Annotated in this window: 17 protein-coding genes; 6 read left to right on the forward strand and 11 right to left on the reverse strand. The window is 71.4% G+C overall.

The features are described 5' to 3' along the window. Window positions 1-53: 53 nt before the first annotated feature. Window positions 54-1,310 carry a PP2C family protein-serine/threonine phosphatase gene (locus tag ACQPZZ_RS11660; protein ID WP_432931487.1) on the forward strand — a complete coding sequence of 419 codons (1,257 nt, stop codon included), beginning with the start codon at window positions 54-56 and terminating at the stop codon, window positions 1,308-1,310. Between the two features lie 141 nt (window positions 1,311-1,451). Here ACQPZZ_RS11660 and ACQPZZ_RS11665 read toward each other — a convergent pair whose 3' ends face one another. Then, the gene (locus ACQPZZ_RS11665) at window positions 1,452-1,913 is read right to left on the reverse strand and encodes a hypothetical protein (protein WP_432931489.1); all 462 of its coding nucleotides are present in this window, start codon (window positions 1,911-1,913) and stop codon (window positions 1,452-1,454) included. A 101-nt stretch (window positions 1,914-2,014) separates the two neighbouring features. Then, complete coding sequence (locus ACQPZZ_RS11670) at window positions 2,015-2,425, reverse strand: MarR family winged helix-turn-helix transcriptional regulator (protein WP_432931491.1); 411 nt, start codon at window positions 2,423-2,425, stop codon at window positions 2,015-2,017. A gap of 70 nt (window positions 2,426-2,495) precedes the next feature. Here ACQPZZ_RS11670 and ACQPZZ_RS11675 point away from each other — a divergent pair, with 70 nt between their 5' ends. Then, window positions 2,496-3,365 (forward strand): class I SAM-dependent methyltransferase, encoded by an 870-nt coding sequence (locus ACQPZZ_RS11675; protein ID WP_432931493.1) that lies wholly within the window; start codon window positions 2,496-2,498, stop codon window positions 3,363-3,365. Here the strand turns inward: ACQPZZ_RS11675 and ACQPZZ_RS11680 are convergent. The 4 genes from ACQPZZ_RS11680 to ACQPZZ_RS11695 form a co-directional block, all read right to left on the reverse strand. Beyond that, a complete protein-coding gene (locus tag ACQPZZ_RS11680; protein WP_432931495.1) occupies window positions 3,362-3,913 on the reverse strand; it encodes a GntR family transcriptional regulator in 552 nt (183 codons plus the stop codon). The two genes, ACQPZZ_RS11675 and ACQPZZ_RS11680, sit on opposite strands and share 4 nt — an antisense overlap. A 60-nt stretch (window positions 3,914-3,973) precedes the next feature. After that, window positions 3,974-4,453 carry a GntR family transcriptional regulator gene (locus tag ACQPZZ_RS11685; RefSeq protein ID WP_432931497.1) on the reverse strand — a complete coding sequence of 160 codons (480 nt, stop codon included), beginning with the start codon at window positions 4,451-4,453 and terminating at the stop codon, window positions 3,974-3,976. A 94-nt stretch (window positions 4,454-4,547) separates the two neighbouring features. Further along, window positions 4,548-5,225, reverse strand: a complete 678-nt coding sequence (locus tag ACQPZZ_RS11690) for a JAB domain-containing protein (RefSeq protein ID WP_432931499.1) — start codon at window positions 5,223-5,225, stop codon at window positions 4,548-4,550. Window positions 5,226-5,277: 52 nt separating this feature from the next. Beyond that, window positions 5,278-6,015: a GntR family transcriptional regulator gene (locus ACQPZZ_RS11695; protein ID WP_432931501.1), complete on the reverse strand. Its 738-nt coding sequence runs from the start codon at window positions 6,013-6,015 to the stop codon at window positions 5,278-5,280. A gap of 221 nt (window positions 6,016-6,236) precedes the next feature. Here ACQPZZ_RS11695 and ACQPZZ_RS11700 point away from each other — a divergent pair, with 221 nt between their 5' ends. The 4 genes from ACQPZZ_RS11700 (at window position 6,237) to ACQPZZ_RS11715 (ending at window position 10,085) form a co-directional block, all read left to right on the forward strand. Next, window positions 6,237-6,449 carry a hypothetical protein gene (locus ACQPZZ_RS11700; protein WP_363646380.1) on the forward strand — a complete coding sequence of 71 codons (213 nt, stop codon included), beginning with the start codon at window positions 6,237-6,239 and terminating at the stop codon, window positions 6,447-6,449. Window positions 6,450-6,806: 357 nt separating this feature from the next. Beyond that, complete coding sequence (gene dapA, locus ACQPZZ_RS11705) at window positions 6,807-7,721, forward strand: 4-hydroxy-tetrahydrodipicolinate synthase (RefSeq protein ID WP_432931503.1); 915 nt, start codon at window positions 6,807-6,809, stop codon at window positions 7,719-7,721. Between the two features lie 131 nt (window positions 7,722-7,852). Beyond that, the gene (locus tag ACQPZZ_RS11710) at window positions 7,853-9,538 is read left to right on the forward strand and encodes a ribonuclease J (RefSeq protein WP_432931504.1); all 1,686 of its coding nucleotides are present in this window, start codon (window positions 7,853-7,855) and stop codon (window positions 9,536-9,538) included. Between the two features lie 49 nt (window positions 9,539-9,587). Continuing rightward, a complete protein-coding gene (locus tag ACQPZZ_RS11715; RefSeq protein WP_432931507.1) occupies window positions 9,588-10,085 on the forward strand; it encodes a DUF402 domain-containing protein in 498 nt (165 codons plus the stop codon). 39 nt (window positions 10,086-10,124) lie between these two features. On the opposite strand, the gene ACQPZZ_RS11720 is transcribed toward ACQPZZ_RS11715, so the two are convergent. From ACQPZZ_RS11720 to ACQPZZ_RS11740, 5 genes are read right to left on the reverse strand one after another with little or no spacing between them, the layout of a single operon-like run. Then, on the reverse strand, window positions 10,125-11,672 hold the full coding sequence (locus ACQPZZ_RS11720) for a DHA2 family efflux MFS transporter permease subunit (RefSeq protein ID WP_432931509.1): 1,548 nt from the start codon (window positions 11,670-11,672) through the stop codon (window positions 10,125-10,127). Window positions 11,673-11,702: 30 nt separating this feature from the next. Beyond that, on the reverse strand, window positions 11,703-15,005 hold the full coding sequence (locus ACQPZZ_RS11725; protein WP_432931511.1) for a BTAD domain-containing putative transcriptional regulator: 3,303 nt from the start codon (window positions 15,003-15,005) through the stop codon (window positions 11,703-11,705). A 42-nt stretch (window positions 15,006-15,047) separates the two neighbouring features. Continuing rightward, entirely contained in the window at window positions 15,048-16,169 is a 1,122-nt protein-coding gene (locus ACQPZZ_RS11730; RefSeq protein WP_432931513.1) for a hypothetical protein, read from the reverse strand. Next, window positions 16,166-17,440 (reverse strand): glucarate dehydratase family protein, encoded by a 1,275-nt coding sequence (locus ACQPZZ_RS11735; protein WP_432931515.1) that lies wholly within the window; start codon window positions 17,438-17,440, stop codon window positions 16,166-16,168. The genes ACQPZZ_RS11730 and ACQPZZ_RS11735 overlap by 4 nt, the downstream gene beginning before the upstream one ends. Window positions 17,441-17,448: 8 nt before the next feature. After that, window positions 17,449-18,351: a 5-dehydro-4-deoxyglucarate dehydratase gene (locus ACQPZZ_RS11740; protein WP_432931517.1), complete on the reverse strand. Its 903-nt coding sequence runs from the start codon at window positions 18,349-18,351 to the stop codon at window positions 17,449-17,451. Window positions 18,352-18,481: the final 130 nt, after the last annotated feature.

Consider the following 18,481-nt stretch of genomic DNA (forward strand, 5'->3'; position numbering starts at 1 on the left):
TCTTCCTGGAGATCGTTCCGCCTCGCCCCAGAGGCAGTCAGTGAGGCCGGCGGGTGAACGGGTGTGATGCCACCGGGCGCATCTGGGGCGGGCTGGTGCGCGACCATCATCTGACGCCACTGGACGACCTGGCGTCCTCGGTCATCGAGCACGTCAGGCCGATCGGCTTCACCGAGATCATGATCTACGTGGCCAGCCTGCGGCCGCTGTATCTCGTGCCGCTGCCCGGACAGCGTGACGCGTACGGGGAGCCGCTGAACCGCGTCGCCATCGACACGACCCTGGCCGGTCGCGCCTACCGCAACCTGGAGATCGTCCAGGCGCGTCCCGCCACCGATCCGTACGTCGCCGAAGCCTCGGAGCCGCTCGGCAGTGAAGGGCCGCGGCGTTTATGGGTGCCGATGCTGAACGGCACGGAACGCGTGGGCGTGCTCGGGGTGACCGTGCCCGTGGTCGACGAGGCCACCGAGCAGATCGCGACCGAGCTGGGCGGCCTGGTCGCGCTCCTGGTGGTGAGCAAGCGGGCCTACAGCGACGCTTTCGTGCGGCTGGTGCGCACCGAGGAGATGCACCTGTCGGCCGAGATGCTGTGGACCCTGCTGCCGATCAGGAACTTCGCCACCGACACGATGACGGTCAGCGCCGCGCTGGAGCCGGCCTATGACGTCGGAGGAGACGCCTTCGACTACGCCCTCGACGGCGCCACTCTCCGCATCGGCATCTTCGACGCCATGGGGCACGACACCTCGGCCGGTCTGACCGCCGCCATCGCCCTGAGCGCCTACCGCAACAGCCGGCGCCGGCGCCGCTTCGGGCTGCTCGAGATCAGCGACACGATCGACGAGGCGATCGCCGGGCAGTTCGCCACGTCCCGGTTCGCCACCGGAGTCCTCGCCGACCTCGACCTGCGGACCGGATGGCTGACCTGGGTGAACCGGGGCCATCCACCGCCGCTGGTCCTGCGGCAGGGGCGGGTGGCCTCCGCGCTGGACAGCCCACCGGACACCCCGATGGGTTTTCGCCTCGGCCCGGCCACCGTGCTCGCGCGGCGCCAGCTGGAGCCCGGCGACCGGCTGCTGTTCTACACCGACGGCATCGTCGAGGCGCGGACACCGGACGGGGAGAGGTTCGGGCTGGACCGTTTCGCCGACTTCGTCATCCGCAAGGAGATCGACAACGTCTCCGCCCCGGAGACCCTGCGCCGCCTGATCCACTCGATCCTCTCCTACCAGCGCGGCCAGCTGCAGGACGATGCCACGGTGATGCTGGTCGAGTGGCGCACCGAACGGCATTACCAGCTCACATTGTGAGGTCACGTCGTGCGCCGGTCGCTGCGCGGGCCGTCCGGGTGGTTCCGGCCGTACGGCCGGTGGTGCGCGTGCTCGCCGGGCGACTCCCGTCGTGCCCGAGGAAGCGCGGAGGGGAAGTGGGGAGTCGCCCGACGTTCGCGGCTACGAGTCGAGGCCCTCGCTCTTGGCGATCACACGAGCGACCTTGTGGGAGAACTCCTCCCGCCACGCCTTCTGCTGCCGGACCTCATCCAGCACGACGGCGAACGCGGATCGGAACCCCTCCAACGTCTCGCGGATCTCCTCCTGCCCCTTGCGGAGCTCGTCCTGTCCCGCGCGCAGGTCGGCTGTGGTGGCGCGGAGCTCGTCCTGCCCCTTGCGGAGGTCGTCAGTGATGACTCGCAGCTCGTCCTGCCCCTTGCGCAGGTCGGCTGTTATGGTGCGGAGCTCGTCCTGCCCCTTGCGTAGCTCGTCCTGCCCCTTGCGTAGCTCGTGCTGACCCGTGCGCAGATCGCCGATCTGCTCACCGCACGTGGTCAGCATGGCGTTCTGCAGTCGGACAGCACTCCTGATGTCGGCGACGTTGCGCTCAATGGCGTCGATGCGTTCCTCGGTCTGCGGCATGCCCGACAGGATAGGGATGTCGAGGCGATCACGCACGGTGAAATCGCGATCTCTTTCTGTTCGGGTCCTGTCGCTCGGCTCTGCCAGCTTCGTCCTGGGCGTCACAACAGGAGGTCGGCCAACTCCTCCAGTAACTCGGTCGCCCGGCGGGCCTGAGCGGGGTCGGTGACGGTGCGACCGATCGCCTGATCGACGTTGCGAGCTGCGCGACGGGTGATCGCCTGCAGGGCTTCGTCGGCGATGGTGACCCGGGTGCGTCGCCCGTCGTCCGGGTCGGTTGTGGCTTTCACCAGCCCACGCGATTTGAGGCGCGACACCGACGCGGACACGTGACTCTGTACGAATCCTGTCCGCTGATGGATCTCGCTGATCGAGCTGGAGGGGTGCTTGATCACATCTTCCAGAACGGCGGCCTCGCCGGGAGTGAGCGACAGGTCGCCGGCCTCGCCGGTGACCTGCGAGGACAGTTCGATGAGGCGTTTGCCCAGCCGATGCAGTCGTCCGCCGTCCATAACTTGGCAGACTACATCTCCACCGAAATATCGTTAACGATGTATCGTTGGCGATGAAAGGGGGAGGCTTATGAAGCCGCAAGGTGTGCTGAAGGGTGTGGCGAAGACGGCCCTGGGGATGGCCGTGGTGAGGGTCCACGAGAGCCTCAGGGGTGACCGCCTGTTCGACGACCCGTACGCCCAGAGATTCCTGGACGCCGCGCCGGGAGCGTTCCCCGAGCAGTCCGCCTCCGCCGGAGGCCTCACCGCGCTGGGGCCGCCGGCCTTCCTGGGAGCGGTGTTCGCCTTCCATGGCGTGCTGCGCACGCGGTTCTTCGACGACTATTTGCTCGCCGCGACGGCCGCCGGTTGTCCGCAGGTGGTCCTGCTCGCCGCAGGGCTCGACGCCCGTGCCTTCCGGCTGATGTGGCCGGACGGAGTGAGAGTTTTCGAGCTCGACCTTCCGGAAGTGTTCTCGTTCAAAGAGGCGGTGCTCGACGGATTGGACGCGATGCCCGCGTGCGAGCGAAGAACCGTTCCGGTGGACCTGCGCGCCGAGTGGGCGGGCCGGCTGGTCGCCGCCGGGTTCGATCGCGGCGCACCGACCGCATGGCTCGCCGAAGGACTGCTGCTCTACCTGACGGCCGACGAGGTGACGCGCCTGCTGACCGAAGTCGGCGAACTCTCCACGCCGGGTAGCCGACTCGCCTTCGAGCACGGCGGCATCGCCGATCCCGCGCTCCTCGCCCAGGCTCCCGGCATGCCGACGATGGCCGAGTACGCCTCCCTGTGGAGGGGAGGACCGGGCGAGGACGCCCCCGGCTGGCTCAGCCGGCACAGCTGGCAGTCGCAGATCCACGATCGCGCCGAACTCGCCGCCTCCTACGGCCGCCTCATCCCCGGACCGTCGAGCGGAGGTTTCCTGACCGCCATCCGTACGGGCTCAGCGCTGCGGCCTTAGCGCCAGCTTCCATGATGGGTCGCCGGCTGAGGCGGGACGGGCTCAAGCCCTGGCGGCGTCGCTTGCGGATCTTCAGTCCTGTGGCCAGTGTCGGGTGAGGTCACATAGGTGCCGCGATGGGGGACGGTGTAGACCCAGCCTTCGGCCCGCAAGGTGGCCATGGCCTGACGCACGGTCATCCTGGCCACTCCGTATGACTGCGTCATCATGGTCTCGCTGGGGACCGGCCTGCGTGGTGAGATCTCGCCGCGTCGGATGCGGCTGATGACGTCGTCGGCGATCTCCCGATACAACGGCGTTCTCCGCGCTTCCCTGGAGGCCTCACCTGGCCGCCCGACGAAGGTGCCCTGGCCCTGCACCGTGTAGACGAGACCTTCCCTGCGCAGCGCTTTGACCGCCCGCCGAGCGGTGGTGCGGGCCACACCGAACTCGCGCTGTATGGCGGTCTCGCTGGGCACGGACGCTCCCGGCCGTAGCTGTTGGATTCGCTTCCGCAGAATCGCGGCAATTTGCAGGTAGAGGAGGGTGTCGCCGTCGTGGTCCAGCACGAGCTCACGGTAGACGCCACGGCGGTTCCGTGATCGCCTCGGCGAGAAGCTGTGGATAAGTCAGCTTCTAGGCCAGTCCTCTGGCGGGGACACATAGGTTCCGCGATGCGGGACGGTGAACACCCATCCCTGCTTGCGAAGGAAATCCACGGCGTTGCGGGCGGTGGCCTTGGCGACGCCGTACTGCTTCATCAGTGCCTTCTCCGGTGGGATGCGCCGATTGGGCACGAGGTCACCGCCGCGGATCTGTTCCAGGATCTCGGCCGCTATGCGCTGGTAGACCGGTGTCCGTTCGGCTGATCGTGGAGTGCCCGGCTGTCCGACGAACGTTCCTTCGCCTTGAACGGTGTAGACGAGCCCCTGCTCGCGAAGCTCTCGGGTGACGCGCCGTGCCGTGAGGCGAGCGATGCCGTATTCGGCTTCGAGTTCCGTCTCGCTCGGAACGGCGTCACCCGGCTCCAGGTCGCCGTGATCGATCTGCTCACGGATGATCTCGGCGATCTGCTTGTAGATCGGCACCGGACCGTCGCGATCAATCATGAGGGAATGATAGACGAAACCGGACGTCTACCTACAAAGCAGACAACTAGCGGAGAGATGTATAGGAGCAGTAGACCGCTATAGCTAATATGGCCTACAGGTCGTCAAGCTGACCGTCGATCGCGATCCGGCGCCAGGCGGTGTCGGTGACGATCACGTGGTCGAGGAAGCGGAGGCCGACGGTGTCGGCGGCCTCGTGGAGGCGGGCCGTGACCTCGACGTCGGCGGGGCTGGGGTCGAGCGATCCGCTCGGATGGTTGTGGGCGAGGCCGAAGGCGGCCCCGCCGGAGAGGAGGACGGTCGTGACGATGTCGCGGACGGGCGCGGGAGTGTGGTCGCTGCCGCCCTCGGTGACCACGGTCCGGCGCAGCACGGCACCGCGTCCGTCGCATACGACCACGACGAGCCGCTCGCGCGGCTGTCCGTGCAGCAGGGGAGCGGCGGCCGAAGCGATGTCGGCCGAGCAGGTGATCCGGCTTCGCTCCGGCTCCGCCTGGGCGCGCCGTACGAGGTGGAACGCGGCCGCCACGCGGGCGGCCTTGGCGGGGCCCACGCCGGGGACGGCGAGCAGCCGATGGGCCTCGGAGCGGGCCAGCTCTCCGAGGTCGCCGCAGTGGGCGATGAGCTGGGAGGCGAGTTCGACGGCGCTCACGCCCCTGCTGCCCGAGCCGAGCAGCAGGGCGAGCAACTCCCTGTCGGCGAGCGCCGTGGCTCCCGACGCCAGCAGCCGCTCACGCGGCTGGTCGGCCAGGGGCATGTCCTTGACGCGCATCGGCACCTCCGGAGGGGGGATCCGGATCGGTTGTACCAGTGGGCACCGACAGTCAAAGGAGGCTGGGGATGCCGTAGACCAGGCGGAACCGGTCACCGGGCACCACGGCGTCGCTCGTCTCCACCGGACGCTCCCCGGCCCAGTACGTGCGCTCGATCTGGAGCACCTGGACGCCGGCGGGGAGCTCCAGCAGGTCGCTCTCGGTCGGTTGGGGGACACGGATGAGCACGGTCTCGCTGATCTCGGTGAGCGGCAGGCCGCTCGCCGCGAGGCGGAAGGCCGCGCTCCTGCGTTCGTACGTGCCTTCCTCGAGCGCCTGGCTCTGCCCGGGCTCGACCGGTTCGTACGAGGTGAGCAACTGCACCGGGCGGCCGTCGCCGCGGAAGACGTAACGGGTCCTGATGACCGGGCTGCACTCGCCGACACGCAGCCGGTGGGCGATGTGGGGAGGGGCGTCGGCGAGTTCGCTGCGCCAGCTCCAGCTGGGTTGCCGTCCGCCCGCCTGCATGTCGCTGGCGAAGGCGGCGTGCGGTTCGGGATGGCGGCTGCGGTGGAGCGGGAGCAGGATCGGTTTCTCCCGCACCCGGTGCCCGGAGCCCACCCGGCCGATGATGAGGCCCTCCTGGGCGAGCACGCGCAGCGCGTGGCGGGCGGCCGTCTCTCCGACGCTGTACTTCCTGGTTATCTGGTGCCGCGAGGGGATCGGTGCGCCCGGGGGGAGCGTGCCGTCGACGATCTGGCGGCGAATGTCCTCGACTACGCGCAGGTAGACCGGATCAGAGTTTGCCATCAATCCATCCCTGAGGGGGTGACGGGTCTTCCAAATCTTGGCGTATTCGCCGGGCAACCGAGAGTGACGGAGATGGCCTGTGACTCCAACTTTGCCTGCCGAAAGGGCTGCTAATGGGTGATTGTGCCGCTAAGCGGCCAGGTGCCGATATTCCCCTCCCGCCCCCCTATCACGGCATCCATGCCAGCCCTCCTCGGGACGGTCATAAGAGGATCAATTGGTTGAAAGCCGTCAACCGTAGCGATCGCGTACGCGTACGAAGGCACACGTGTGAATGCAAGGCGACGATCTACGAGCTGTGCTCGGCGGGCGGGCTGCTGTTCATCCGGCGGACGAAACGGGGTAAGAAGATGGAGATCCACGAAACCGAGCGGCTCGTCGCCGCGCGGATGGAGGAGCTGTGGGTGAGGCTCCTCTCGGGGGAGGTCAACTGACCGCCCCCGCGTCGTCCGCCGAGTCCCGTCACCGATCCCCGGACCGGCGGCCATCCCCGGACCGGCCGCCGAATGCCGAGCCTGCCATCCGGGCGATCGCCCGCCGGCGGCCATGACTGACGGCGGTGCTCAGGGATGGGCAAAAGCCGCCGTTCGCGGCCTTCCGGAAAAATTTCGCCAGAAGCGTGTAACGTCCGCGTAAGGCGCGGCGATTCCCGGTTAGAGGTCGCTGATGTGTGTACCCCCGAGCACATATCGGCGGCCTCTTCCGCTGTCTGGCGGTGCCCGCGGGGCGGTACTGGACATAACGGGGTGGCGAGGTCCATCACTCCTGCGGATCCGGGTACCGTTCGGTCTATGGCATCGCCTACTGGAACCTCCGACGCCCCCTTCGGCCGCACACTGACCGCCATGGTCACACCGTTCACTTCCGACGGCGCCGTGGACTATGAGGGCGTCCAGCGGATCGCCGCTTATCTTGTCGACGAGCAGCGCAACGACGGCCTGGTGGTCAGCGGCACCACGGGGGAGTCTCCCACCACCTCGGACGAGGAGAAGGACCGCATTCTGCGCGCGGTCGTCGAGGCCGTGGGCGACCGGGCCACCGTCGTGGCCGGTGCCGGAACCAACGACACGCGGCACAGCGTCGAGCTGGCCCGGGCCGCCGAACGCGCGGGCGCCCACGGCCTTCTGGTGGTCACCCCGTACTACAACAAACCGCCGCAGGAGGGTCTGCTCCGGCACTTCACCGCCGTAGCGGACGCGACCGGTCTTCCAGTGATGCTGTACGACATCCCCGGGCGCGCGGGCGTGCCCATCGCGACCGAGACCCTGTTCCGGCTGGCCGAGCACCCGCGCATCATCGCGGTCAAGGACGCCAAGGGCGACCTGTTCGCGAGCTCGCAGGTGATGGCCTCCACGGACCTTGTCTTCTACTCCGGGGACGACGCGCTGAACCTGGCGTGGCTCTCGGTCGGCGCGGTGGGGTACGTCAGCGTGGTGGGCCACGTGGCCGGCGCCGAGCTGGCCTCGATGGCCGACTCCTATCGGTCCGGTGACGTCGCGAACGCCCTGGCCGTCCACCGCCGGCTGCTTCCGGTGGTCTCGGCGATCATGACCCGCACCCAGGGGGCGATCATGGTGAAGGCCGCGCTGAAGCTGGTGGGCCAGGACGCGGGCTACGTCCGGCCGCCGCTCGTGGACGCCACGCAGGAGCAGATCGCAGCGCTTCGTGAGGACCTCATCACGGGGGGTCTCAAGCTTGTGGATTAAATCAACAGATGGAGCCGAATGAGCGACTTGACCAGAAGAAACGAAGATAGGGGACCGCGCGTGGGCGGCTCCCGGCCTCAGAACGGGGGCGGCGAGCGGCACGGGTCAGAGCACGGGGCGGAGGGGGCGGCATGAGTCATCCGCATCCCGAGCTCGGGGCGCCTCCGCCGCCGCCGGAGAACGGCCTGCGCATCGTCGCGCTGGGCGGTCTCGGCGAGATCGGCCGCAACATGGCGGTGTTCGAGTACGACGGCCGTCTGCTCGTGGTGGACTGCGGTGTGCTGTTCCCCGAGCCGGACCAGCCGGGCGTCGACCTCATCCTGCCCGACTTCGACTACATCCGGGGGCGGCTCGACGACATCGAGGCGCTCGTGCTCACGCACGCCCACGAGGACCACATCGGCGCGGTGCCGTACCTGCTGCGCGAGCGGCGCGACATTCCGATCGTCGGCTCCCGGCTGACGCTCGGGCTCATCGAGAGCAAGCTGACCGAGCACCGGATGCAGCCGGTCAAGGTCGAGGTGATCGAGGGCGAACGGCGCTCGTTCGGGCCGTTCGAGTGCGAGTTCGTCTCGGTCAACCACTCGATCCCCGACGCGCTGGCCGTGGCGATCCGCACCCCTGCGGGCCTCGTCCTGCACACCGGCGACTTCAAGATGGACCAGCTTCCGCTGGACGGGCGGCTGACCGACCTCGGGGCGTTCGCCCGCCTCGGGGCCGAGGGCGTCGACCTGCTGATGTCCGACTCCACCAACTCGGAGGTGCCGGGCTTCGTCACCAGCGAGCGGGAGATCGCGCCGGTCATCGACGACGTCTTCCGCAGCGCGTCCAAGCGGATCATCGTGGCGAGCTTCGCCTCGCACATCCACCGCGTCCAGCAGATCATGGACGCGGCCGAGAAGCACGGCCGCAAGGTCGCGCTCATCGGCAGGTCGATGGTCCGCAACATGGGCGTGGCGCGCGAACTCGGCTACCTGAAGGTGCCCGGGGGCCTGCTCGTGGACTCCCGGGAGATCGAGGAGTGGCCGCCGGAGGACGTGGTGCTGATCTGCACCGGTTCCCAGGGCGAGCCGATGGCGGCGCTGTCGCGCATGGCCAACCGCGACCACCCGATCAGGATCGCCGAGGGCGACACCGTCCTGCTCGCCTCGTCGCTGGTGCCGGGCAACGAGACGGCGGTCAGCAAGGTCATCAACGGCCTCAACCGCTGGGGCGCGCGGGTGGTCCACAAGGGCAACGCGCGGGTGCACGTCTCCGGCCACGCCGCCGCGGGCGAGTTGCTGTACGTGCTCAACCTCACCAAGCCGTCCAACTTCATGCCCGTGCACGGGGAGTGGCGGCACCTGCGGGCGCACGCCGCGCTGGCCGAGCTGACCGGCGTCCCCCGGGAGAACATCGTGATCGCCGAGGACGGCGTGGTCGTGGACCTCGTCGACGGCCAGGCGAGGATCACCGGCGCGGTCCCGTGCGGGTACGTCTTCGTGGACGGCACCTCGGTGGGCGACATCACCGACGTGGCGCTCAAGGACCGGCGCATCCTGGGCGACGAGGGGTTCATCTCCATCGTCGTCGTCGTGGACTCCACGACCGGGAAGCTCACCGGCGGGCCGGAGATCACCGCTCGCGGTTCGGGCATCGACCCCGACGCGTTCGACGCGGTCGTCCCGCAGATCGAGGCCGCGCTGCAGGAGGTCGCCGCGTCCGGAGTGGCCGACGAGATGCAGATCCGCCGGACCATCCGGCGTACGGTGGGCCGCTGGGTGAGCGACACCTACCGTCGCCGCCCGATGATCATCCCGGTGGTCGTCGAGGTCTGACCGGTAATTCCGTTGTACTCGGAGACGGGCGTGGCGTAGCGTCCCGCCCGTGTCCGAGGTGATGATCATTTACCGCAAGTACGGCGGGTCGCTGCACTGGCACCACCCGGCCCGCCTGCTGGGCGAGGACGAGCACGGCACGTGGGCCGGCTGCCCTTCGGGGACCGTGACTCAGCGGGGACACGACCCCAAGACGGTTTTGCCCTGCGCGTCGGTCATGTTGTTCCCCCGGAACGCGTGGTGGACGGCCACGTTCAACGCCGCGCCGAACAGATGCGCGATCTACTGCGACATCACGACGGTGCCGGTCCGGCGCGACGGCCGGATCACCATGGCCGACCTCGACCTCGACGTGCTCCGCATGCGCGACGGCCGGCTGATCCTGGACGACGAGGACGAGTTCGCCGTGCACCAGGTGCGGTACGCGTACCCGGAGGAGATCGTCCGGCAGGCGGAGCGGTCGGCCGCCTGGCTGATGGAGGCCGTGGGCGCGCGTACCGGCCCCTTTCACGGCGCGCACGACCACTGGCTGACCCAGGTGACGTAAGCGGACAGGTGACCCTCGCGGGTACACGGGTGCCCTGCCTCAGCGGACCACGGCCGGGCTCTCGGAGGGCTCCTCTTCGCCGGTCTCCGGGATCACCTTGGGGACGCCGCGCATCGCGAACGGGACGGCGACGGCGAGGGCGAGCAGGATCGCCGCGCCGGTCAGCACGGTGACCTGGATGCCGTCCACGAACGCCTGCCGCGCGGCCGTGGCGACGGCCCCCGCGGCCTCGCCGGGCAGTGCGGTGGCGGCCTTCAGCGCGCCCGCGAGCGTGTCGCGGGCCTCGGCCGCCACGCCGTCCGGCAGACCGGGCGGAAGCGCCAGGCCGTTCCGGTAGGTGGTGGTCAGGACCGTGCCGAGCACGGCGATGCCCAGCGCGCCGCCCATCTCGTGCGCGGTCTCGGAGATCGCGCTCGCCGCGCCGGCTCGTTCCCTGGGCACCGAGGCGAGCAGCGTGTCGCCGGTCACGGCGAAGGTGAAGCCCATCCCGACACCCTGGACGAGCATGGCCGCGAGCATGTAGAGGTAGGGCGTCTCCATGTCGATCCGGCTGAACAGGATGAATCCGGTCGCCGTCAGCGCCAGCCCCGCGGAGACGACCGGCCCGCGCCCCCACCGGTGCACGAGCACGCCCGACAGCGCCCCGCCGGCGCCCGCGGCGAGGCCGCCCGGCATGCCCGCGAGCCCGGCGAGCAGCGGAGACCAGCCGAGGACGAGCTGGAAGTACTGCGCGAAGACCACCGACATGGCGAGCATGGCGAAGACCGCGACCAGTTCGGCGCCGACCGTGGCCGCGAACGCGCGCCGCCGGAACAACGCCACGTCGATCAGCGGCTCGGCCAGCCGGGTCTGGCGGCGCACGAACAGGACCAGAGCGGCGACGCCCACGACCGCCGCGGCGGCGACCGAGGGCCGGGCGACGCCGCCGGTCGCGGCCTCCTTCAGCGCGTAGATCAGGCCGAGCACGCCCGCGGCCGACAGCGGGACGCTGACGAGGTCGATGCGGCCGGGGCGGGGATTGCGCGACTCGGGCAGCACGACGAACCCGGCGGCCAGGACGGCCACCACGACGGGCACGTTGATCAGGAAGACCGAGCCCCACCAGAAATGGTCGAGCAGCAGGCCGCCGACGATGGGGCCGAGGGCGAACCCGACGGCCGAGACGCTGCTCCAGATGCCCACCGCCGTGGTCCGTTCCTTCGGGTCGGTGAACACGTTGCGGACCAGCGACAGCGTCGAGGGCATGATGGTGGCCCCGGCGACCCCGAGCAGGGCGCGGGCGGCGATCAGAAGCGGAGCGTTCGGCGCGTACGCCGTCAGGGCCGAGGCCGCGCCGAAGGCGGCCAGGCCGGCGAGCAGCAGGCGCCTGCGCCCGATCCGGTCGCCGACGTTGCCCATGGTGACCAGCAGCGCGGCCAGGGCGAACCCGTAGATGTCGGCGATCCACAGCAGCTGGGTGGCCGAGGGCGACAGGTCCTCGCCGAGCTTCGGCAGGGCGAGGTGCAGCACGGTGAGGTCGACGGACAGCAGGAGCACGGCCGCGCACGCGACCGCCAGCGTGCCCCACTTTCGCGAGGTGTCGTTCATGGCGGCAGCGTCCGCCCGGGCGCTGACGGTTCATCCACCGAGCGCTGACAGGTGCCCCTCGACGACGGTCAGCGCGGGCGCCGCCGAGCCGGCGGTGATCTGCACACGCTGCCGGGCGTGCGCCCTGGCCTCGGCGTACGCCCGCTCGTACGCGTCATCGCCCAGGGCGGCCCGGCAGTGGGCGGCGACCCGCTCGACGTCCGGGTCGGCCACGGCGGGTGTGCCGCGCAGGGCCTCGCCGACGCCCAGCAGCCACACGGCCCGCTCCGGATCCCCCTCCAGGAGGGCGACGCCGGCGACCCCCTCGGCCACACCGGCGACCATCGAGAGGTTGCGGTCGCCCAAGCCCGTCGTCAGGGCGCGGCGGTGCCAGGCCAGCGCCTCGGCGGCCTCACCCGACATCTCGGCGGCCAGCCCGAGAGCCAGGTAGACGCGCGAGCGGGTCTCCTCCGCCGCGAACCACTCGGCCGTGCACTCCGCCAGGGCGGCCTGGTACAGCCGCCGTGCCTCGCCGATGTCGCCGCCGAGGCGGGCCAGCTCGCCGAGTCCGAGACACGCCTCCGCGACCAGTTCCGGGGCGCCCAGCCGCCGGGCCAGCCCGGCCCCGCGCTCGTAGTCGGCGTGCGCCTCGGCCGTCTTCCCCAGGCGCATGCGAGCACGCGCGCGACGGCACAGGGTCTCGGCCGCGTCCAGGGGAGCGCCGAGGCGCTCGGCCAGCTCCAGTGCCTCACCGGCCAGTCGTTCCACCCGTTCGTGATCTCCGCGCCACTCGGCGACGTCGCCCAGCGCCGTCAGGATCAGGACCCGGGTCCAGAGGTCGCCCAGCGTGCGGGACTGGGCCAGCGCCTCGGTGATCGCCTCCTCGGCCTCGGTCAGGTGGCCGTCGAACAGCCGGAGGTATCCCATGCTGAAGTTGCTGAGCATGCGGGTCCAGGGATCCTTCACCAGCACGTCGTAGGTCCGCTCGATCTCCCGGAGCTCCTCGTCGTCCGGAGGGCCGCTGACCATCGCGCGGAGGATGAGGAGGAACGGCTGCCTGGGCGGGACCGGCAGGGTGGCGGCCATCCGGAGCGCGTGGGCGATCAGGTGGTCCACGTCGGCGTGGCCGCCCCTGGCCGCGACGCAGGCGCACAGGACGTACTCCTCCTCCAGCCCTTCCGGGGGAGCGTCTCCGATGGCGGCGAGCAGGTCGGCGGCGGGTCCGGCGACCTCGGCGCGCAGGCCGCGCAGCATCCAGTAGCCGGCCGTGGCCGACAGAAGCCGCAGCGCCCCCGTCAGGTCGCCTGCCCGGACGGCCCGGCGCAGCGCCGTGGTGAGGTTCTCGTGCTCGCCGTCGAGCCGCCGCAGCCACTCGACCTGACGCGGGCCGCGCAGGTGGGGATCGGCCGTGGCGGCCAGGTCCAGGAAGTACGCGAGGTGGGCCGCCCGCATGCGCTCGCCCTCGCCCGCCTCGGCCAGTCGTTCCGCGCAGAACGCCCGGATCGTCTCCAGCATCCGGTAGCGGTCGTCCACCACCTCGACGAGGGACTTGTCCACCAGGGAGGCGAGCGCGCCGTCGGTGTCGGCCAGGCCGCACACCCGCTCGGCCGCCTCCAGCGTCGCACCGCCCGCGAAGACCGTCAGCCGCCGCGCGAGCGTGCGTTCCGGCTCGTCGAGCAGGTCCCAGCTCCACTCCACGACGGCGCGCAGCGTGCGGTGGCGCGGCTGTGCCGTACGGCTGCCGCGCGACAGCAGCGCGAAGCGCGGGGCGTCGCCCTCCGCGGCCGGGTCGCCGGCGTCGCCGCCCAGCCGGGCGGCGACCTGGGCGAGAGGCAGCGAGCGCAGCCGCGCGGCCGCCAGTTCGAGGGCCAACGGCAGCCCGTCCAGCGCCCGGCAGATCCGCAGCACGTGCTCGGCGTCCTCGGGGCCGAGCGTGAGGCCGGGCCGTACGGCGGCGGCCCGCTCGACGAACAGCCGGACCGCCGGGTAGGCGAGCGCGTCCCCGGTCCCGGGCGGGGGCACCTCCAGCGGAGAGACCGGGCACAGCCGTTCCCCGGTGATCCCGAGCGCCTCCCGGCCGGTGGCCAGGACGCGCAGGGACGGGCAGACGCCGAGGAGGCGGTCGGCGAGCCGGGCGGCGTCCTCCACGACGTGCTCGCAGTTGTCCAGCACCAGCAGCACCGGTCGCGGGGTCAGGGCCGCGGCCAGGCGGGCGACCGGGTCGCTCGCGCCCTGCCGTCCGCCGGGGGAGGCGGGCACGGCGGTCTCGCGCAGCCCGAGCGCGCCGAGGACTGCCCGCGGCACGTCGGCGCCGTCGGTGAGCGGGGCGAGTTCCACGAAGCAGACCTCGTCCTGCCCGCCGCTGTGTCCACCGCTGTGTCCACCACCGTGCCCGCCGCTGTGTCCACCACCGTGCCCGCCGCTGTGCCAGCGCGCCGCCGCCTCGACCGCCAGCCGGGTCTTCCCCGTTCCGCCGGGGCCGGTGAGCGTCACCAGGCGCGACTCGGCGAGCAGCGCGCCGATCCGCTCCAGTTCGGCGTCGCGGCCGATGAGAGGGGTGAGCGGGACCGGCCGCCCGGCGGGGGAGGCGGAGGCGGGAGCGAGGGCGGGGTCGGAGCGCAGCACGGCGAGGTGGATCGCGGCCAGCTCGGGCGAGGGGTCCGCGCCGAGCTCGTCGGCGAGCCGACGACGGCCGTCCTCGAAGGCGGCCAGCGCCTCCGCCGCACGCCCCGACGCGTACAGGGCGCGCATGAGCTGGCCGCGCGTGCGCTCACGCAGGGGATGGGCGCTCACCCTCTCCTGCAGCTCCGGCAGCAGGTCGCGGTGCCGCCCGAGGGACAGCCCCGCCTCGGTCAGGTCTTCGGCCGCCGACAGCCGCAGCTCCTCCAAGCGCGCCGCCTGAGCGGGGGCGAACGGCGCGTCGGGCAGGTCGGCGAGCGCCGGGCCGCGCCATAAAGCGAGCCCGGCGCCGAGGAGATCGGCGGCGCGGGCGGGGTCGCCCGCGTCGAGCGCCCGCCGTCCCTCGGCCGCCAGCCGTTCGAAGCGCGAGGCGTCCACGTCGTCCGGGTCCACCGCCAGCCGGTATCCGGCAGGCTCCCGCACCACCAGGTCGCCCTGGTCGCCAAGGCCGGCGAGGTGCTGGCGCAGCCGCGACACCTGGGCCTGCAGGGCGTTGGTGGCTCCGGCCGGGGGCTCGGAGCCGTACAGGCCGTCGATCAGGCGGTCGGTGGTGACGACCTTCCCCGCGTTGAGCAGCAGCAGGCCGAGCAGCGCCCGCAGACCCGGTCCACCCACCGGGACCGGGCGCTCGCCGTCGAGCCGTGCCTCCGTCGGGCCGAGGATGCCGAACCGCATGCCCGAGATTGTCCCGCATCGTCTGGCACTGTGCGGTGCGGCTCAGTGGCGGACGGCCTCCGCGATCGCCTTCAGCCGGGCCGCGGAGGCGAGGCCGCCGTGGTACCAGTGGATCTCGGCGGCGCCGGCCGCCGTGTAGGCCTCGGCCAGGAACGACAGCGCTCCGCCGTCCGCCGGCCGCGGGGGCAGGGCCAGCACGTACGCGCCCACGCGGGGGCCGAGCCGGCCCAGGGCGCGCAGCCCGGCCTCGTCCACCTCGGGCGCGTTCCAGCAGTTGCCGACGAGCAGGTCGACGTCCACCCCCTCGGGGACGGTCGCGAACGGGCCGGTCGCCCACGGGTCGGCGTTGGCGTGCAGGGCGATCTTCAGGTCGGGCCGCACCGCCCTGGCCTCGGCCAGCAGCAGGTCACGCAGCTCGCCCGCGAGCCCCGTGCGCAGGTCGCGCATCGGCCCGGCCAGGTCGCCGAGCGCGTCCTCGACCGAGCCCGGCCCGCCGTCGACGCCCGCCCGCACCCGCGCGCGGACCTCGGCGACGTCCAGCCCCGCCGCCTCGTAACGGCGTACGCAGGCCGCGCAGAAACACAGGGACAGCAGCGCGATCTGCGCGGCCGACCAGTCGGCCCCGTCGGTCTTCTCGTGATGGCCGCCGTGACGGAAGCCGAGGGCCCCGCACGCCTCCAGGATCAGCGCGTCGGGGTCACCCACCTCGACGACCTCGTGGACCAGCGTGCGGCAGTAGTCGCGCACGTCCGCCGCCGCCGGGCACAGCGCGTACGGATAGAGCTCTCCGAAGGCGTTGGTGACGACCAGGTCGGGGTTGGCCGAGCCGAGCAGCGTGTTGTGGGTCAGCACGGTCCACGCCTGGACCGGCAGGCCGGCGGCGCGCAGCGCGTCTCTGGCCTCCCCGTACGGATCATCCGAGTCCACCCAGGACGGCGTGCCGGGCACGAGCCGGTGGCCCTTCCACGCCTCCTCGCGTACGGGGACGTAGCAGGCCGCGTGCCGCGCCTCGACCAGCCGGTGCGCGGGATGAAAAGGGGTCGCGGCGCGGGTGGTGTGGTAGGACGCGGCGAGCGCCACCGCGTCGACGCCGAGCGCCTTGAGGCGTCCGGGGGCGCCGGGGTCGCCGACGATGTCCCAGGGGTAGGCGTAGATGACGTTCACCAGCGTGGCCTCCGTGCGGAGAAGGACGGGTCGACGGACCTCATGTACGTCGTGTCGTCGCGGGAGCGGACCCCGCACTTCTCATACTGCTCGTTCATGATTGCGAGGGCGTCGCGGTCGAGTTCCACCCCGAGCCCCGGGCCGTCCGGCACCGCGACCGCGCCGTCTGCGAACCGCAGCGCGCCTTCACCGCCCGAAGACGGGACGACCACGTCCTGGCCGTCCTGCCAGGGGGTGTGGGTGTCGCAGGCGTGGGTGACCGCCGGAGTGGCGGCGGCCAGGTGGGTCATCGCGGCGAGACTGATGCCGAGGTGGGAGTTGGAGTGCATGGACAGCTCGATGCCGAAGGTCTCGCACAGCGTGGCGATGTGCGCCGAGCGAACCAGGCCGCCCCAGTAGTGGTGGTCGGTCAGCAGCACGCCGATGGCGCCCTGGCGTACGGCGGGCGGGATGTGCTCGGGGGTGACGACGCACATGTTCGTGGCGAGCGGCATCGGCACCTCGGCGGCGACCCGGGCCATGCCCTCGATGCCCTCGACCGGGTCCTCCAGGTATTCGAGCACGCCGTCGAGTTCGCGGCCCACCCGGATCGAGGTCTCCACGCTCCACACCGCGTTGGGATCGAGGCGCAGCGGATGCTCGGGGAAGGCCTCCCGCAGCGCGCGGATCGCCTCGATCTCCTGCTCGGGCGGGAACACGCCGCCCTTGAGCTTGATCGAGCGAAAGCCGTAGCGGCCGATCAGCAGGCGGGCCTGCTCGACCACCCCGTCGGGGTCGAGCGCGGCGCCGAACCCGTCCTCCGCCGCACCCGGGTGCCCGGCCCACTTGTAGAACAGGTAGGCGCTGTATGGCACGGCGTCGCGCACCCGGCCGCCGAGCAGGTCCACGACGGGCCGGCCCGCCGCCTTCCCCTGAATGTCCAGGCAGGCGACCTCGAAGGGGGAGAAGATCCGGTCGACGGTCTTGGCCCGCGAGGAGGTGCCGGTCAGGCCGTGCAGATCGGTGACGACATCGGCGCCGACGAGGCCGGCCACGGTGGCGTACATCGCGTTGTGGCCGTAGACGTCGTGACCGATGAGCGCCTCGGCGGCGGCCCGCACCCGCACGAGGTGGTCGAGGTCGCCGTAGGTCTCCCCGAGGCCGCTCAGCCCTTCGTCGGTGACGACCTCGACGACCGTGCGCAGTGCCCACGGCTCGTGGACGCCGGCGGCGTTGAGCAGCGGCGGGTCGCGGAAGGCGACCGGCGTGACGTTGATCTCGCGAATCCTCATCCGGCTCCTCATCCGACGATGTCCAGTCCGGTGGCGATCAGCTTCTCCAGTTGGGCGACGTGCTCGGGGGCCGCGTCGACCAGCGGCGGCCGCACCCGGCCCACGTCGAGGCCGCGCAGGGCGACGCCGGCCTTGACGAGCGAGACGGCGTAGCCGGGCACGAGGTCGCGCAGCTCGACCAGCGGGCGGTAGAAACCGGCGAGCAGGCGCCGGACGAGGTCGTCGTCCCCGGCGGTCACGGCCTTGTGGAAGGCCAGGGCCACCTCGGGGAGGAAGCAGAACACGGCGGAGGAGTACAGGCTCACGCCGATCCCCCGATAGGCGGGCACGGTCATCTCGGCCGTCGGCAGCCCGTTGAAGAAGGTGAAGTCGCGATCGGTTGCCTCCCGCACGGCGAGCACGATCCGCTGCATGGCGTCGATGTCGCCGAGGCCGTCCTTGAAGCCGGTGACGTTGGGGATCTCGGTCAGCGCGGCGGCGGCGGCCGCCGTGAAGCGGGCGTTGGCCCGCTGGTAGACGATGATCGGCAAATCGGTGGAGGCCGCGACCTCGCGGACGTAGCGCACCAGCCCGTCGGCGGGCGCGCTGACGAGATAGGGAGGCAGCAGCAGCAGGCCGTCCGCGCCCGCCTCGGCGGCCCTGCGCGCGCAGTCGCGGGCGAAGGGGAGCGAGCCGCCGGCGCCGGACAGGACGGGAACCCGGCCGGCGGCCGACTCGACGGCGATCCGCACGACCCGTGCGTACTCGTCGATGCCCAGCGCGTTGAACTCGCCGGTGCCGCAGGCGGCGAACACCCCGCCCGCTCCTTCGGCGACTCCGCGCGCCACGTGCTTGGCCAGCACGTCCTCGGCCAGCTCACCGTCCGCGCCGAACGGTGTGACCGGAAAGAAGAGAACGCCGTCGAGCTGCATCCGCCCACTCCCTCAGTGTCCACATACATGGACAGAGTTCTTCATTATGTTCACGAAGCTAGCTGTGCGATCTCACCAAAGTCAACCTGGCTGGAGGGTGTCCGGCGGAGCCCTGTCCGATGACGCCGAA

Origin of the sequence: Microbispora sp. CA-135349, from assembly GCF_050947365.1 — a bacterium.
GTDB lineage: Bacteria > Actinomycetota > Actinomycetes > Streptosporangiales > Streptosporangiaceae > Microbispora.

Bases quoted from the DNA above. Each gene is read 5' to 3' on its own strand.
- ACQPZZ_RS11675 (WP_432931493.1), top strand. From the start codon at position 2,496: ATGAAGCCGCAAGGTGTGCTGAAGGGTGTGGCGAAGACGGCCCTGGGG.
- ACQPZZ_RS11695 (WP_432931501.1), bottom strand. From the start codon at position 6,015: ATGGCAAACTCTGATCCGGTCTACCTGCGCGTAGTCGAGGACATTCGC.
- ACQPZZ_RS11690 (WP_432931499.1), bottom strand. From the start codon at position 5,225: ATGCGCGTCAAGGACATGCCCCTGGCCGACCAGCCGCGTGAGCGGCTG.
- ACQPZZ_RS11735 (WP_432931515.1), bottom strand. From the start codon at position 17,440: ATGAGGATTCGCGAGATCAACGTCACGCCGGTCGCCTTCCGCGACCCG.
- ACQPZZ_RS11685 (WP_432931497.1), bottom strand. From the start codon at position 4,453: ATGATTGATCGCGACGGTCCGGTGCCGATCTACAAGCAGATCGCCGAG.
- ACQPZZ_RS11670 (WP_432931491.1), bottom strand. From the start codon at position 2,425: ATGGACGGCGGACGACTGCATCGGCTGGGCAAACGCCTCATCGAACTG.
- ACQPZZ_RS11710 (WP_432931504.1), top strand. From the start codon at position 7,853: ATGAGTCATCCGCATCCCGAGCTCGGGGCGCCTCCGCCGCCGCCGGAG.
- dapA (WP_432931503.1), top strand. From the start codon at position 6,807: ATGGCATCGCCTACTGGAACCTCCGACGCCCCCTTCGGCCGCACACTG.
- ACQPZZ_RS11725 (WP_432931511.1), bottom strand. From the start codon at position 15,005: ATGCGGTTCGGCATCCTCGGCCCGACGGAGGCACGGCTCGACGGCGAG.
- ACQPZZ_RS11720 (WP_432931509.1), bottom strand. From the start codon at position 11,672: ATGAACGACACCTCGCGAAAGTGGGGCACGCTGGCGGTCGCGTGCGCG.
- ACQPZZ_RS11665 (WP_432931489.1), bottom strand. From the start codon at position 1,913: ATGCCGCAGACCGAGGAACGCATCGACGCCATTGAGCGCAACGTCGCC.
- ACQPZZ_RS11740 (WP_432931517.1), bottom strand. From the start codon at position 18,351: ATGCAGCTCGACGGCGTTCTCTTCTTTCCGGTCACACCGTTCGGCGCG.